Origin of the sequence: Aminithiophilus ramosus (assembly GCF_018069705.1) — a bacterium.
Taxonomy (GTDB): Bacteria; Synergistota; Synergistia; order Synergistales; family Aminithiophilaceae; genus Aminithiophilus; species Aminithiophilus ramosus.
On the sequence record NZ_CP072943.1, the window covers coordinates 2,445,895 to 2,460,636 of the forward strand.

Sequence of the window (14,742 nt, forward strand, 5' to 3'; positions counted from 1 at the left end):
TAAATAAAACACTAGAGGTTAAAATGAAAAAAACAAAAATTATGTTCTTTCAAAAGGCACATCAAGTGCTATTTGCAATATCGTTACTTGGTTATTTATCACCATATTACACGTGGGGGCGTTTGAATAGATTTTTTTTCTTGGTCGTTCCAGTAATTTTATTCGTATCTTTTGAAATTTTACATTTAAAGACCAACTGCAAAAAAATAATTTTAAGTATTGGAATAACCATATTAACGAGCTATTTCCATTTAAGGGCGTATTTTATGGAATTTTCTTTCCTGGGATTTATGTTTTTCATATTAAGTGTTTTTCTTTTTTTAATCTTACTCTCAATTCCTCCAAAAGAAGCTATTGTTTCATGGAAAAATTTCCTCTGGTTATTTGCTTTGACTCTTGTCCCGGGTATTTTTATATATTTTTTAAGATTTAATTTTGATATTCCCTTCAAAGAAATACCCCCATTAAATTCTTTAAAAAACTATAACTACTTAACTTTTGCTGGATCTTTGTTCCCGAATTTGTCAAGCACACAATCACTTCGTTTCCACGGAATTTACGGCGAACCAGGCGCTTTAGGAACTTATGCTGCCCTTATTCTTGGCTTTGATAAATTTAGAAATAAAATTCCGTGTATGATAATTTTATTTTCTGGAATTATATCGTTTTCTCTTGCTTTTTGTGTGTTGATGATATTTAATATATTTTTTATTTTTAAAAGAAAGCTATTATGGGTTATCTTTCTTTTTGCTATCGCGTTGGCTGGAACGACTTCTGATGAACTTCAAACAATGTTTTTTTCTCGTCTCACATTCACTGAAGAAGGATTTTCTGGAGATAACCGAGACAAAGATCAATTCAAGCAAGAATTCGATTATTTTATTACCAACAACAATATTTCTGATGTTGTTGTTGGTAAAGGATTTCGAGCCAGCAACCTTGCGGGCGGCGCAGGAGGAGCCTCCGTTCGCATGTTTGTTTATGACTATGGATTATTAGGACTTTTTTTTGTTGCGGTTGTATATTTTTCTATTTTAGCAAAAAATAAAACTAAAAATAATTTTTTAGCAATGCTAGCTTATTTTATGAGCATGTATCAACGACCTTGGATTTACAATTGGGATTTTATATTTATTTTTTATTTTGGATCGTTTTTTGACTTCATGGAGTCGGGCCTAAATTTTCAGCAACAAAATTTAATCAAGCACTCCGATCAAGGATCCCAAGGAGAAAAGGAGGGAATAGTTTGAAAATTATTATCACCGGAGGAGCCGGTTTCATAGGCAGCAACCTCGTCCACTCGGCTCTGTCCGAGGGGCATGACGTGATCAACCTCGACAAGCTCACCTATGCCGGGAACCTCGATTCCCTGGCCGAGGTCATCGATCACCCCCGCCACACCTTCGTCGAAGGCGACATCGCCGACGACGAGCTGCTCACCCGGCTTTTCGCCGACCATCGTCCCCAGGCCGTGATGAATCTCGCCGCCGAAAGCCACGTGGACCGCTCCATCGACGGCCCCGAATCCTTCATTCAGACCAACGTCATCGGTACCTTCCGCCTCCTCGAAGCGGCACGGAATCACTGGAAAACCCTGCCTGACGACGAAGCCCTTTCTTTTCGCTTCCTTCACGTCTCCACCGACGAAGTCTACGGTTCTCTGGGACCTGATGGGTTCTTCACCGAAGAAACCCCCTACGCCCCCAACTCTCCCTATTCGGCCTCGAAAGCCTCGTCGGATCACCTGGTGCGGGCCTATCACCACACCTACGGCCTGCCGACGATCACCACCAACTGCTCCAACAACTACGGCCCCCGCCAGTTCCCGGAAAAGCTCATCCCCCTCGTCATCAACAGGGCTCTGGCGGGCGAAAACCTCCCCGTCTACGGCGACGGCCTCAACATACGCGACTGGCTCTACGTGGAGGACCATTGCCGAGCCCTCCTGACAGCCCTCGAAAAGGGAGCGCCGGGCGAGACCTACAACATCGGCGGCAACAGCGAACGGACCAACATCGCCATCGTCCGCACCCTGTGCGCCCTTCTCGACGAAAAGGCGCCCCGCGGAGACGGCAAACCCTACGAAGAACAGATCACCTTCGTCAAAGACCGTCCCGGCCACGACAGACGCTACGCCATCGACGCGGACAAGATCAAAAGGGAGCTGGGCTGGCAACCGAAAGAGAGCTTCGAAAGCGGCATGGGAAAGACCGTCGACTGGTACCTGGCAAACCGAGCGTGGACCGCGGCCATTCTCGACGGCAGCTATCGATGCGAAAGGCTGGGATTGAGCCAGTGAGCGCTTTGATTTCTCTCCGGCAGGCACAAACGATCAAACGACAAGAAGCGTGCGAAGAATGTCTTTGCGTTTGGGAAGCCGGTTGTCACGTTCCTTTCGAGATCAAGCGGGCCTACCACATCGGGGGCGTTGAAGCGGGCATCGTTCGGGGGCATCACGCCCACAAAAGCCTGGAACAAATTCTCCTCTGTCCCTATGGAACCATCGAAGTAACCCTTGACGACGGGACCCTGAAAGAATCTGTGCTCCTTGACCGTCCCGACAAAGGACTCTATGTTGGGCCAGCCCAATGGCGTACCATGAAGTGGATTGTCACCGGCAGTGTCCTTTTTGTCTTTGCATCCCAGCACTACGATGAGGCGGACTACATTCGGGATTACCATGCTTTTCTTGCCTTCGCCAGGAAGGAGCAATGAGATGGCCATTCCTTTCAATCGATTGGCGCCACTTTATGAACAGCACCGAAACGAGTATGACGAGGCTGCTCTCCGCGTCCTTGCGTCGGGTTGGTATGTTCTCGGCAAAGAATTAGAAGCCTTCGAACAAACCTTTGCCTCCTTTATCGGAACAAGCTACTGCGTAGGCCTCAACTCCGGTCTTGACGCCCTCACGTTGGGTCTGCGGGCAATGGGAATAGGACCCGGTGATGAGGTTATCGTTCAGGCCAACACCTACATTGCTACTGTTTTAGCCATTTCGGAAAATGGGGCTACTCCCGTCTTCGTCGAGCCCGATTCGTTCTACGGCATTGATCCGGCACGAATTGAGGAAGCCATCACGCGCAGGACCAAGGCGATCATGGCTGTTCACCTTTACGGTCAGCCATGCGATATGGAGTCCCTGACAGCACTCTCCCAGAAACACGGGATTCCGCTGATCGAAGATTGCGCACAATCTCACGGCGCTTCTTTTCGCGGATGCATCACCGGCAGCTTCGGCAGTTTGGGCTGCTTTAGTTTCTTCCCCACCAAGAACCTCGGTGCCTTCGGCGATGCAGGCGCAATCGTGACCGATGACAAGGTCTTGGCCGAAAAACTCCGTATGCTCCGCAACTACGGCAGCCGGAAGAAGTACTACAACGAGGTCTGCGGCGTCAATTCACGTCTCGATGAGCTTCAAGCTGCTCTGCTTCAAGTCAGATTAAAACATCTGGAAGAGATTTTGCAGGAACGGACCACTATTGCGGAATACTACATGAACCACATTACCAACGACGCCATCATCCTTCCGAAAACCCGACCTCAGGCGCGCCATGTCTGGCATCTTTTCGTCATCGAAACGGAATCGCGAGACACATTGCAGCATTATTTGGAGCAAGAGGGCATTCAAACACAAATTCATTACCCTGTCCCTCCCCATCTGTCACAGGCCTACGCCCATTTAGGCTTTCCGGAAGGAAGCTACCCCTTGACAGAACGGATCGCTAAAAGAACCCTGAGCCTCCCCCTCTACAACGGCATGACCGAAGGAGAAATGGACCAGGTCTGCCGAACCGTCGACGCATTTCGTGTTTGAGGAGGAAAAATGATGAAGGGCGTCATCTTAGCCGGAGGGAAAGGCACCCGTCTTTACCCCTTGACGCGGACCATCAACAAACACCTGCTTCCCGTCGGACCGGAACCGATGATCTATAACCCCATTCGCAACATGGCCGCCTGCGGCATTCGCGATGTCCGTATCGTCACGAGCTCCGAGCACATGGGACAGATGGTTGGAGCGTTAGGCAGCGGCTCTGACTTCGGTCTCAACTTCTCTTACAGCGTCCAGGACGAAGCCAACGGCATCGCTGACGCTCTCCGCCTCGCCGAGCACTTCGTCGGCAATGACAACGTCCTCGTACTCCTCGGCGACAACGTATTTGAGGAACCTATCGATTATTTCGTCGACAACTACCGCCAGAAACAACAGGGACAAGGAGCCCGGGTCCTTCTTGTCGAAGTCGCGGACCCGCAGCGTTTCGGCGTCGCCGCACTGGACGAGAAGAATGTCGTCGAAATACAGGAAAAACCCGAATGCCCCAAGAGTAACTACGCCGTCGTAGGGGCCTACATCTACGATTGTCGAGTCTTTGACATCATCAGCCACATCAAGCCCTCGGCCCGTGGCGAATATGAGATCACCAGCGTCAATAATCGCTATATCGAACTTGGGACCCTTCAATATGACATCGTCACAGGCGGACGTTGGATGGACACAGGCACCTTCGAATCCTATTACGAGGCCAACTGCATCATGTTCGAAAAATACCGCAAAGAAATGGGCGTCGAATAAAACCGTGTCACGCGCTCGTCTCTTCCTTGAAAATTTCTTTATCTACGGGGTGGGCAACGTACTGACCAAGGCCGTACCCTTTCTCATGCTACCCGTTTTGACGAGAATGATCACCGATCCCGCCGTTTTTGGGGTTTATGACATCTATACCATTGTCATCCGTTTTGGCGAACCTCTAGTCATTCTTGGGAGTTACGATGCTATGTTTCGCCTTTTCTTTGACGATAAAGACCCGCTTTTCCGCAAACAGGTCTGCTCCAGTTCCCTGGCCATTGTCACGACAACAAGCTTTGCGGCTCTTGCTCTGACCGCTTTCTTCTGGGTCTTTGGTCTATCCTTTTGGGACGGAAGCTATCGTTGGATGATCGCCACTGCCGGAATTGTCATCGCCGTACACGCCATGCGTTCCGTGGTCGCCGCCCCGACCCGGATGCAGAACAAGCGGGCAACGATCATCCTCCTCTCCCTCTTGGGCCCTCTGATCTACTATGCATTTGCCCTGTTGCTGGCCCGGGAAGGGAAACCTTTGGAAGGCCTTGTCTTCGGCAACTTAGTAAGCGGCCTTGTGCTTCTGCTGGGTTACGGCTTACTGAACCACTCCTTTTTTTCTCACGGCCATGTAAAGAGCGAGCAGGTACGGGTCCTTCTTAAAATAGGAGTTCCCCTGGCGCCTACTTTTCTTATATATTGGATTTTCACTTCCTGCGATCGCTTCATGATCGGCCACATGATGGGAATGGAAGCAGTCGGCCTGTACGGAGTCGGAGCGCGTCTTTCATCCATTAGCCAGGGGATCTATATGGCTTTTGCCGGAGGGTGGCAATATTTCGCCTTTTCCACCATGAAAGACAAAGATCACACGCACCTCATGTCACAGGTCTTTGAAATTCTAGCTATTCTTTCGTTTTTAAGTCTATTTATCTTACTCCCCTGGGTAGATTGGATATTTAAAATCATGGTCGCCGAGCCCTACCGCTCTGCATCGACTATTTTTCCTTATCTTTTCTTTGCGCCTCTCTTGTTGATGCTTTCGCAAATAGCTGGCACGCAATTGCAAGTTGAAAAGAAAACCTACCTCAGTACTATATCTCGACTAGTTGGGGCAGTCACAAACATCATCCTAAACGCTCTTTTTATTCCTCGCTGGGGAATTCTCGGCGCAGCTCTAGCGACAATAATAGGCTATTTTGCAATGACTCTCTCAATTACCTGGGTTGTTTTAAAAATGAATCGACTTATGTTCAATATGAAATTTGCTATTATCACTCTATCTGGATCATTGCTTCTGCTCCTATATCCTCTACTAAGAACAACTATTATATTTTATATATTTTTTTCAGCTATTATGTTGTTATCATACAAATCAGAGATATTTTTATTTATTTTAACAAAAACAAGGAGGATTACATGAACTCACCAGACTTTTTTGGGAAATATTTGGAAGAATATTCAATTGGGCAAATTTTCAAGCATTGGCCAGGTAAAACTGTCACAGAAGGAGATAATAACTTATTTTGCCTTCTCACTATGAACCATCACCCAATTCACCTTGACTCTCATTATGCCGCCCGGAGTCAACATGGAAGGCCCCTTGTCGTTGGAACCTATGTTTTTAGCCTTGTTGTTGGATTAACGGTACGCGATATTAGCGGCAAGGCAATAGCCAATCTTGAATATGAATCAATCATACATCACGCTCCCGTCTTTATCGGGGACACTCTTTATGCCGAAACGGAAATAATTGATGTAAAAAAGTCCCGTACTAAACTTGATAGAGGAATAATTTACGTAGAAACCAGTGCTTTCAATCAAAAAGGGATTAAAGTTCTCAGTTTCAGGAGAAAAGTACTCATCCCCACAAAGGGAGGAGAAAAATGTGACTAAAAAGCTTATTATCATAGGGGGAGAAGGAAACGGCGGTGTTGTGGCCGCCTGCATAGAAGACATCAACAGAATACACAAAAAATCTGTCTATGAAATTATCGGTTTTCTCAATGACTATCATGCCAACAAAATTTGCAATTATCCCGTTGTTGGAAAAACTGAAACCGCCAAGGAATGGGCAAAGGAAGGTTACCTTTTAAGTTTTGCTATACATCCTATCGGGCATGGATCGTTACGAGTGAAACTCTTCGACCACCTAGAAATCCCCGATGAATCCCTGGCCACGATAGTGCATCCTACTGCCTTCATCGCCTCTAACGCCACTCTTGAACCGGGTGTGTTTGTCATGGCTAATTGCTATATCGGACCACAGACACAACTAGCAAAATCTGTTTTCGTCATGGCAAATTGTGTTGTCGGACACAATGATTACATAGGTCCCTTTTGCCATCTCAGTGCGGGATCAGTAGTTAGCTCCTACATCACCATCGGAAAAGCAAGCGACATCTGCCTTTCAGCATCGATTTTAGAAAAAGTCTCCATAGGTGATTACTGTGTCATTGGTGCGAAATCGCTTTTGACGAAATCAACCGGAAATTCTGAGATGTATATCGGTATTCCAGCGAAACTGCACCGCAGAATAGAAGAGAAAGAATATACACTACAGGAGAAATAAAGGAGGGAATCGTTATGGAAAATGGTTTTCTGCTACGAAGCATGATGTTCGTCCCAGGACACAACGATAAACTCCTTGAAAGCGCCTCCAGATCTGAAGCAGATGCACTTATTCTTGACCTTGAAGATTCTGTCATGCCTGCCCACAATAAAAGTATCGCTCGGACTAAGATCAAAGAATATATAAACTCGGGAAAACTCTCTCGTTTCTCTATTTTCCCTCGCGTTAATGATAGAGAAAGTGGAATGCTCTTAAAAGACGTACAAGAACTTACAATTAAAGGCATTGATGGGTTTGTTTATCCTAAAAGCAAAAAACCTGAAGATATCTATTTCTTTGACAAACTCCTTGAAACAATCGAATACGATAAAGAATTTCCAATTGGTACTTTCAAAATAGTTGCCCTAATGGAAACGACTTCAGCTATTATGAATGCCCAGGCCATTGCTGAATCGTCGAAACGACTTGTGGCTCTTGCTTTCGGATGCGAGGATTATATCACGGATCTTCAAGGCATTCACGACTCCAACGGGACGAGCCTCTTTGGAGCTCGGTTTATGATTGCTAATGCGGCAAGAGCAGCAGGCATCATTCCAATTGACACGGTTCATATCAAAGTTCACGACCTAGAAGACCTTGAAAGAAACTTACAGATAGCTAAAAACATGGGATTTGAGGGAATGCTTGCATTAAGCCCCAAAGAACTTCCTTTAATACATCAATATTTCTCTCCTTCTGATGAAGAAATTATAAAAGCTAAAGAAATGCTTGAACTTGCAAAAGAAGCTCAATCAGAAGATAAGGGAGTAACTGTTCTTAAAGGTCGTTTTGTAGGGTCGCCTTTTGTTTTAGCATCCAAGAAAATAATTGAGAAACACGAAAAAATAAAATTTAAAGTTTATAAGAATAAATAATTGATAACGTACGATATTTTCGCACATTAGTCTAGATTTTCTATAAGCAGTAGCCCCCCGCAAGGGTTATGTTTGAGGTTATCGATGCCACAAACATTATCCCGAGGGAGGGCTACCGCAAAGGCACGATACCACAGAAGGCGCTCGAAATGCAGCAGGAAGTTCGAAGATCATCCGCATCGACGAAGAGGAGATCCGCTCGCACCTTGACCCGATCGTCAGGGGAACCGCATTCAGACACGCTGAACTCTCTGCTCGACGCCGAGGCCGACGCCATCTGCCAGGCCGGGCGCTATGGGAGGACGCCTGAACGGCTCGACACCCGGGCCGGTTCTTACAGCCGCAGGCTTCACACCCAGGCCGGCGAGGTCAGTCTCAAGGTTCCCAAGCTTCGGAAGCTCCCCTTCGAGACGGCGATCATCGAGCGTTACCGCCGCAGGGAGAGCTCCGTCGAAGAGGCTCTGGCGGAAATGTATCTGGCCGGCGTCTCCGTCCGGCGGGTCGAAGACATCACCGAAGCCCTCTGGGGAACCCGGGTGAACCCCTCCACCGTGAGCGATCTGAACCAGAAGATCTACGGTCGCATCGAGGAGTGGCGTAACCGACCGCTCCACGGGGAATATCCCTACGTCTTCCTCAGGCGGCAGGTTGAAAAAGAGCTGGGGCGGCGAGGTCCGGAACATCTCGGTTCTCGTGGCCATCGGCGTCAACGAGCAGGGATACCGCGAGGTGCTCGGCGTCTGCGAGGGAGGCAGAGAGGACGGCGAAAGCCGGTCCTCCTTCCTGAGGCACCTCAAGGAACGTGGGCTCGAGAGAATCCGTCTCGTTACGTCCGACAAAAGCCTGGGACTCCTGGAGACCTTGCCCCACTTCTTCCCCGAAGCCAGGTGGCAACGCTGCGTGGTCCCCTTCTACCGCAACGGCTACAGCGCGGTTCCACGCGGCAAGGCACGGGAAGTGGCCCTCATGCTCGAGGCGATCCACGGTCAGGAAGATCTGCCGGCCGCCCGGGAAAAGGCCGAGGCCGTCGTCGAAAAGCTCGAGGCCATGAAGCTCCGGAAGGCCTCAACGATCGTGAAGGAGGGCTGCGAGGAAACGCTGAGCTACTTCCCCTTCCCCTCGGAACAGGGGAAGAGACTTCGGACCGACAGCTGGAGCGTCTCAACAGGGAGATTCGTCGCCGGACCAAGGTCGCAGGGAACTTCCCCGATGGGGAATCGGCCCTGATGCTCGTCTCGGCCCGAGCCAGGCCTGTGGCCTCCACCAAGTGGGGCAAACGAGCCTACCTGAACATGGAATGCTTGCGGGAACAGGACCGGGAACAACGGCAAGAATCCGCTGCGATCTCAAGAAAATCAGACATAGCCCTTCAGGGGCCTGCTGCCTCAAAAACGAAAGTGCGAAAAATACTGGACAGAACTTACAAGCAATTATTTTTATGAAACATCTGGCTAACTACAGCTCAGGAGGAATAAAGGCTGAAAATTCTTCACATTAATTCTTACTATGACAAACCAGATCGCTTTTATCGATTTTTTTTTGAAACACAAATTCGACAAGGGCATAATATATCTGTCTATGTTCCCATGTTTAGCGAAGCCAATGAATTAGAAACAAAAAATTACCCTGAATGCACACAAGCAGTCTTGCTAGGCAAGAAAATTAATGGATTTTTTTTTCATAAAAAACAAAAAAAAATAGTTTCTAGAGCAATGGATATCTATTCATGTGATAATTTTGACATTATTCATTCACATAGCCTGTTTACAAATGGCAATACAGCAAGAATACTCAGCAAAAAATTAAATATACCATACATAGTTGCCGTTCGAAATACAGATATAAATACATTTTTTAAATTTATGCCTCATCTAAAGAAGTTGGGAATTACTATTTTACTTGAAGCAAGTAAAATAATTTTTATCAATAAACCCTATAGAGACTTCGTGCTATATAAAATAGTTCCGAATAAACATAAACTAGCTATTGCAGAAAAATCCGTTATAATAAATAATGGAATTGATGATTTTTGGGTTCAAAATAAGCTTAATGCTCCTAAAATTTGCAATGAAAAATCCATAAAACTCCTAACAGTCGGCGATATCACGAAAAATAAGAATCAAATAACAACATTGCTTGTAACTAAATTGCTAAAAATGCGCAACTATAATGTATCGCTTATTGTAGTTGGGGAACCCAAGGATAAAAAAATAATGCAAAAAATACTTTCTAGTAACATGTTACAATATATCCCTAAGCAAACTAAGGACAAGTTGCTTCGGATATATAGAAATGCTGATATTTTTATTCTTCCATCGCATAAAGAAACTTTTGGTCTTGTTTATGCAGAAGCAATGACACAAGGATTGCCTTTGGTGTACACGAAAGGACAAGGATTTGATGAAACATTTGAGGAGGGTTGTGTTGGTTATCATGCAGATAGTCGCAATGTAAGCGAAATTGCAGATAAAGTAGAGTGTGTTTTAAAAAATTACAAGTCCCTCTCTCAAAACTGCATAGATTTATCCGTTCGGTTTGATTGGACAGAAATAGCAAAAATCTATAATTTAATATATGATTATTCTGTCAATAACTACGATAACGTACGATATCTTTCGCACATTCATTCGAGCTCCCTATAGGCAGTAGCCCCCCGCAAGGGTTATGTTTGAGGTTGTCCGAGGCCACAAACATCGATCCCGGGGGTATGGTGACCCCATTATCAAGACCAATTGAAGCCCGAAGTTCATTCGAGTCAGACTGCCATCGGTCCCTCCCGATCGGCAAAGGGAACCTCCCGCGGTGTCCTGTAGTTCAGTGATGCGTGAAGCCTCTCGTCGTTGTAGAAATCCCTCATTGGCTGCAACTTAGCCGAATATTCTGAATAAAATAACAATGGGAGATTCTGCCCGACATGCCTGTCAGTGTTTTCGTCAATCGAAAAGGTACCCATCATGATCCTGTAAAAGGAGCCCACCCCTACTGCCGTCAGGCGTTCAGTTCTTTGGTGCTGCGCTGAGCGAATCGATAGGATTCCCCCTTGAAGACGAAGATGTGAGCGTGATGGGTCAGGCGGTCCAGGAGCGCCTCGGTCAGGGTGGCGTCGCCGAAGACTTCAGGCCAGCGGCTGAACTCCAGGTTCGTGGTGATGCAGACGATCTTCCGTTCGTACCGATCCGCGAAGAATTGGAAGAGAGGTGCTCCGCCGGGACCCAGTCCCAAGTAGCTCAGTTCGTCGACGATCACCAGGTCGTACCGGTCGTAGCTTTTGAGGAGCTTGGGAAGCCGGTGCTCGTCCTGGGCGAGGAGCAGTTCCCGGGCTAGGGTCAGGGCGGTGGCGAAACGAACCGAACATCCCGGTGCTGTCCAGTATTTTTCGCACTTTTGTCTTCGAGGCAGCAGGCCCTTGAAGGGCTATGCCTGATTTTCTTGAGATCACAGCAGGTTCCTGCTGCTGTTCCCGGTCCTGTTCCCGCAAGCATTCCACGTCCACGTAGGCCCGCTTGCCCCACTGGGTGGAGGCCACATGCCTGACTCGGGCCGAGACGAGCATCAGGGCCGATTCCCCAGCGGGGAAGTTCGGCTCCTCGCTATTTAGTGTGGGTAGGGGGGCCAGCTGAGATCAGAGCCACCTGCTAGGATAGGGGACGAAGTTCATTCTTCTCCATCAGGAGGTCCCGCCGTGAATGACCTGAAGCCCTTTCTCGAAACGATTCTGGAACTGGCAGATCCTTGGTTCATCGATGAGATCACCTTCGATCAGGAACAGGTCAGAATCGATATCTATCTCGACTTCAGGAAGGGCGGGACCTTCTCCTGTCCCCTCTGCGGTACCAACGGCTGCAAGGTCCACGATTCGACGATGAAAAGCTGGAGACACATGAATCTCTTCCAGTACAAGGCCTATCTCCACGCCCGCCTTCCCCGTGTCGACTGCCCTTCCCAGTCCCCCTATGCCACAATAGTTGTCGCCTCTCCTGAGTAGGTTATGATTGAACTCCAGAGGAGGTGCGCCCCATGAACCACTACAGTCCCGACGTGAAAGAGCAGCTTGTCAAACGAATGATGCCCCCTGAGAACGCCTCCCTCTCGACTCTGGCGCGTGAGACGGGAATCAGCTTCGAAACGCTCAGGCAGTGGAGGAAGAAGGCCCGTATCGAGACAGGTTCGCCCGTCCCCGGCAACGGCCGTCGCCCTCAGTCCTGGTCCCCCGGCGACAAGCTTCTCGCCGTCCTGGCCACGGCGGGGATGAACGAGACGGAACAGGCCGAATACTGTCGATCGAAGGGTCTTTACGTCGAGGAGATCCGTAGCTGGCGCGAGGCTTGCCTCGACGGCCTCGCCGCCGGCCGGGACAGAGACAACGTCAGGGAGCTGCGCGAGGAACTCACGTCGCACAGGGGACGCCTGAAGGAGCTGGAGCGGGAACTTCGGAGAAAGGAAAAGGCCCTGGCTGAAACGGCGGCCCTGCTCACGCTGCGAAAAAAAGCCCAGGCGATCTGGGGGGACGACGAGGACGGTATCTGAGCCTCCCCGATCGCCAGGCGGCCTGCGACCTCGTCCGAGAAGCCTGCCGCCAGGGAGCCCGCAGGGAAAAGGCCTGCGCCGAGCTGGGCCTCACTCTCCGCACCTTCCAGCGCTGGACCAGGGAGGGACAGGTCGCCGAAGACGGCCGCAGGAAGGCGAATCGCCCCAAGCCCCGCTGGAGCCTCACGGAAGAGGAAATCGAAACGATCCGCTCCGTCGTCGACAGCGAAGAGTTCGCCGACCTGCCCCCGAGTCAGATCGTCCCTATCCTCGCCGATCGGGACATCTACCTCGCCTCGGAATCGACCTTCTACCGCATCCTCCGGTCCACGAATCGACAGAACCGTCGCGGCCGGTCCCGAACCGGCTCGCCCAAGGTACCGACGACACACGAAGCCAAAGGGCCCAACGAAGTCTGGTCCTGGGACATCTCCTGGCTGCCGGGCCCCATCGTCGGGCTCCACTACTACCTCTACCTCATCCTGGATATCTACAGCCGCAAGATCGTCGGCTGGGAGATCTGGGAGAGGGAATCGGAAGACCACGCCTCCGAACTCGTCACCCGCGCAGTCGTTTCGGAAAAGACCTTCACGAAACCGCTGGTCCTCCACTCCGACAACGGCAGCCCCATGAAGGGCTCGACCTTCCAGGCCCGCCTTGCGGCCCTGGGAATCCTCTCCAGCAGAAGCCGCCCGAGAGTGAGCAACGACAACGCCTACTCGGAATCGCTCTTTCGGACCTACAAATACCGCCCCGCCTTCCCGTCGCAGGGATTCGCCGGCCTCGAAGAGGCCCGGAAATGGACGGCCGCCTTCGTCCGCTGGTACAACGAAAAGCATCGCCACAGCGCCATCGGCTTCGTCACCCCCGACGCCCGCCACAGAGGCGACGACGTCGAGATCCTGAAGAAAAGAAAGCTTCGCTACGAAAAGGCCCGATCGGCCCACCCCGAACGGTGGAGAGGCAAAACCCGCCGATGGGAATCCATCGGTCCCGTCTTCCTCAACCCCGACAGATCGGGTAAGGAGGAAAAAGCGGAGAAGGACCCCGGCTGAACGATCGCGAAGGAGATGCCGGAAGAGGAAATGTCAACCTGATGCATGCATGACTCTTGGGCGACAACTATACTATATTGACAAACACCGCATGGGATCCATACGGCCAAGGTGCCCTGGGCTCGGGAGGGTAGCGGCTTTACCCTGCTTTTTGAGGCCTTCGCCATGTCCTTGATCCGTTTTATGCCCGTGGCCTCGGCGGCCCGGATTCTCGACGAGTGGGACACACGGATCTGGCGCATCGCTCACCCTTACGTCGACAAGGCTGTCGAGAAGCAGGATCTTTCGCATGTCACCGCCGTCGGCGTCGATGAAACGGCCAGAAAACGGGGCCACAACTACATCTCGGCCTTTGTCGATCTCGAGCGTAAAGGCGCCGTCTTTGTGACGGAAGGCAAAGGCAAGGACGTCCTTCAAGCCTTCGAAAGCTTCCTCGAAGGGCACGGAGGTAGCCCGGATCAGGTCAGCGACTTTACCATCGACATGTCGCCGGCCTTCATCACCGGCATCGAGGAGCACTTCCCCGAGGCCCGGATCACCTTTGACAAGTTGCTTGTCTGCAAACTCATGAACGAAGCTCTCGACGAGGTTCGTCGCATGGAGCAGATAGAGAACAGAGGTCTGAAGAAAACGCGTTTCATCTGGCTCCGTAACCCGGAGAACCTGACGAAAGCTCAGAAGGAGACGCTCGACAGCCTGACCGGATCGAGGGCGAATCGCAAGGTTGCCCTGCAGAGTCGAATCAAACTGGCCTTGCAGCAAGTCTACTGTCGCAACAGCCGTTGGGCCGGCTACTTCCTGGACAGAGAGTACGGGTGGGCCAGTCACAGTCGCCTCGCTCCGATAACGAAGTTCGCGAAAACGGTCAAAAGGCATAAGGAGGGAATCTTGAACTACGTCAAAACCAGGAGCACCAATGGCATACTTGAGGGTCTGAACAGTCTCTTCAAGGCAGCGGCAGCCAAGGCGAGAGGCTTTAGAACCGTACGCAACGCCATCACGGCTTATTACCTCGTAGCCGGAAGGTTTGAACTGGGGGTTACCTGAGATTTGTAACGTTACCCACACTAAATAGCGAGGAGCCTGGAGCTCAAACTAAACGAGCACCTGCTAACT

General features: G+C 50.0%; 13 protein-coding genes and 3 pseudogenes. 14 read left to right on the forward strand and 2 right to left on the reverse strand.

Annotated elements, in window-relative coordinates; translation table 11 throughout:
- Window positions 1-23 precede the first annotated feature (23 nt).
- The 11 genes and pseudogenes from KAR29_RS11245 (at window position 24) to KAR29_RS11295 (ending at window position 10,686) form a co-directional block, all read left to right on the forward strand.
- Window positions 24-1,250 carry a hypothetical protein gene (locus KAR29_RS11245; protein ID WP_274373082.1) on the forward strand — a complete coding sequence of 409 codons (1,227 nt, stop codon included), beginning with the start codon at window positions 24-26 and terminating at the stop codon, window positions 1,248-1,250.
- Window positions 1,247-2,299 (forward strand): dTDP-glucose 4,6-dehydratase, encoded by a 1,053-nt coding sequence (gene rfbB, locus KAR29_RS11250; protein ID WP_274373083.1) that lies wholly within the window; start codon window positions 1,247-1,249, stop codon window positions 2,297-2,299. Before KAR29_RS11245 ends, rfbB begins: the two co-directional genes overlap by 4 nt.
- Complete coding sequence (locus KAR29_RS11255) at window positions 2,296-2,715, forward strand: sugar 3,4-ketoisomerase (protein ID WP_274373084.1); 420 nt, start codon at window positions 2,296-2,298, stop codon at window positions 2,713-2,715. The genes rfbB and KAR29_RS11255 overlap by 4 nt, the downstream gene beginning before the upstream one ends.
- A 1-nt stretch (window position 2,716) precedes the next feature.
- Complete coding sequence (locus KAR29_RS11260; protein WP_274373085.1) at window positions 2,717-3,814, forward strand: DegT/DnrJ/EryC1/StrS family aminotransferase; 1,098 nt, start codon at window positions 2,717-2,719, stop codon at window positions 3,812-3,814.
- 12 nt (window positions 3,815-3,826) lie between these two features.
- On the forward strand, window positions 3,827-4,570 hold the full coding sequence (locus tag KAR29_RS11265; protein WP_274373086.1) for a sugar phosphate nucleotidyltransferase: 744 nt from the start codon (window positions 3,827-3,829) through the stop codon (window positions 4,568-4,570).
- Window positions 4,461-5,981, forward strand: a complete 1,521-nt coding sequence (locus tag KAR29_RS11270) for a lipopolysaccharide biosynthesis protein (protein WP_274373087.1) — start codon at window positions 4,461-4,463, stop codon at window positions 5,979-5,981. The genes KAR29_RS11265 and KAR29_RS11270 overlap by 110 nt, the downstream gene beginning before the upstream one ends.
- A complete protein-coding gene (locus tag KAR29_RS11275) occupies window positions 5,978-6,454 on the forward strand; it encodes a MaoC family dehydratase (protein ID WP_274373088.1) in 477 nt (158 codons plus the stop codon). The genes KAR29_RS11270 and KAR29_RS11275 overlap by 4 nt, the downstream gene beginning before the upstream one ends.
- A complete protein-coding gene (locus KAR29_RS11280; protein WP_274373089.1) occupies window positions 6,447-7,130 on the forward strand; it encodes a PglD-related sugar-binding protein in 684 nt (227 codons plus the stop codon). Before KAR29_RS11275 ends, KAR29_RS11280 begins: the two co-directional genes overlap by 8 nt.
- Before the next feature lie 14 nt (window positions 7,131-7,144).
- Window positions 7,145-8,044 carry an HpcH/HpaI aldolase/citrate lyase family protein gene (locus KAR29_RS11285; protein ID WP_274373090.1) on the forward strand — a complete coding sequence of 300 codons (900 nt, stop codon included), beginning with the start codon at window positions 7,145-7,147 and terminating at the stop codon, window positions 8,042-8,044.
- A 169-nt stretch (window positions 8,045-8,213) separates the two neighbouring features.
- Window positions 8,214-9,369 (forward strand): annotated as a pseudogene (locus KAR29_RS11290) (IS256 family transposase); the annotation flags it as partial.
- A 261-nt stretch (window positions 9,370-9,630) separates the two neighbouring features.
- Window positions 9,631-10,686: a glycosyltransferase family 4 protein gene (locus KAR29_RS11295; protein ID WP_274373091.1), complete on the forward strand. Its 1,056-nt coding sequence runs from the start codon at window positions 9,631-9,633 to the stop codon at window positions 10,684-10,686.
- A 346-nt stretch (window positions 10,687-11,032) separates the two neighbouring features.
- On the opposite strand, the gene KAR29_RS11300 is transcribed toward KAR29_RS11295, so the two are convergent.
- Window positions 11,033-11,446, reverse strand: a complete 414-nt coding sequence (locus KAR29_RS11300) for an ATP-binding protein (protein WP_311135639.1) — start codon at window positions 11,444-11,446, stop codon at window positions 11,033-11,035.
- A 28-nt stretch (window positions 11,447-11,474) separates the two neighbouring features.
- Window positions 11,475-11,624 (reverse strand): annotated as a pseudogene (locus KAR29_RS14145) (IS256 family transposase); the annotation flags it as partial.
- A 102-nt stretch (window positions 11,625-11,726) separates the two neighbouring features.
- Between KAR29_RS14145 and KAR29_RS11305 the strand changes: the two are divergent.
- The 3 genes and pseudogenes from KAR29_RS11305 to KAR29_RS11315 all read left to right on the forward strand — a co-directional run bounded on the left by KAR29_RS11305 (window position 11,727) and on the right by KAR29_RS11315 (window position 14,673).
- Window positions 11,727-12,029, forward strand: a complete 303-nt coding sequence (locus KAR29_RS11305; RefSeq protein WP_274373092.1) for a transposase family protein — start codon at window positions 11,727-11,729, stop codon at window positions 12,027-12,029.
- A 32-nt stretch (window positions 12,030-12,061) separates the two neighbouring features.
- Window positions 12,062-13,626, forward strand: a pseudogene (locus KAR29_RS11310) (IS3 family transposase).
- Window positions 13,627-13,722: 96 nt separating this feature from the next.
- On the forward strand, window positions 13,723-14,673 hold the full coding sequence (locus KAR29_RS11315; RefSeq protein WP_274374981.1) for an ISL3 family transposase: 951 nt from the start codon (window positions 13,723-13,725) through the stop codon (window positions 14,671-14,673).
- Window positions 14,674-14,742 lie beyond the last annotated feature (69 nt).

Bases quoted from the DNA above. Each gene is read 5' to 3' on its own strand.
- KAR29_RS11245 (WP_274373082.1), top strand. From the start codon at position 24: ATGAAAAAAACAAAAATTATGTTCTTTCAAAAGGCACATCAAGTGCTA.
- KAR29_RS11260 (WP_274373085.1), top strand. From the start codon at position 2,717: ATGGCCATTCCTTTCAATCGATTGGCGCCACTTTATGAACAGCACCGA.
- KAR29_RS11265 (WP_274373086.1), top strand. From the start codon at position 3,827: ATGAAGGGCGTCATCTTAGCCGGAGGGAAAGGCACCCGTCTTTACCCC.
- KAR29_RS11270 (WP_274373087.1), top strand. From the start codon at position 4,461: ATGACATCGTCACAGGCGGACGTTGGATGGACACAGGCACCTTCGAAT.
- KAR29_RS11275 (WP_274373088.1), top strand. From the start codon at position 5,978: ATGAACTCACCAGACTTTTTTGGGAAATATTTGGAAGAATATTCAATT.
- KAR29_RS11285 (WP_274373090.1), top strand. From the start codon at position 7,145: ATGGAAAATGGTTTTCTGCTACGAAGCATGATGTTCGTCCCAGGACAC.
- KAR29_RS11295 (WP_274373091.1), top strand. From the start codon at position 9,631: ATGTTTAGCGAAGCCAATGAATTAGAAACAAAAAATTACCCTGAATGC.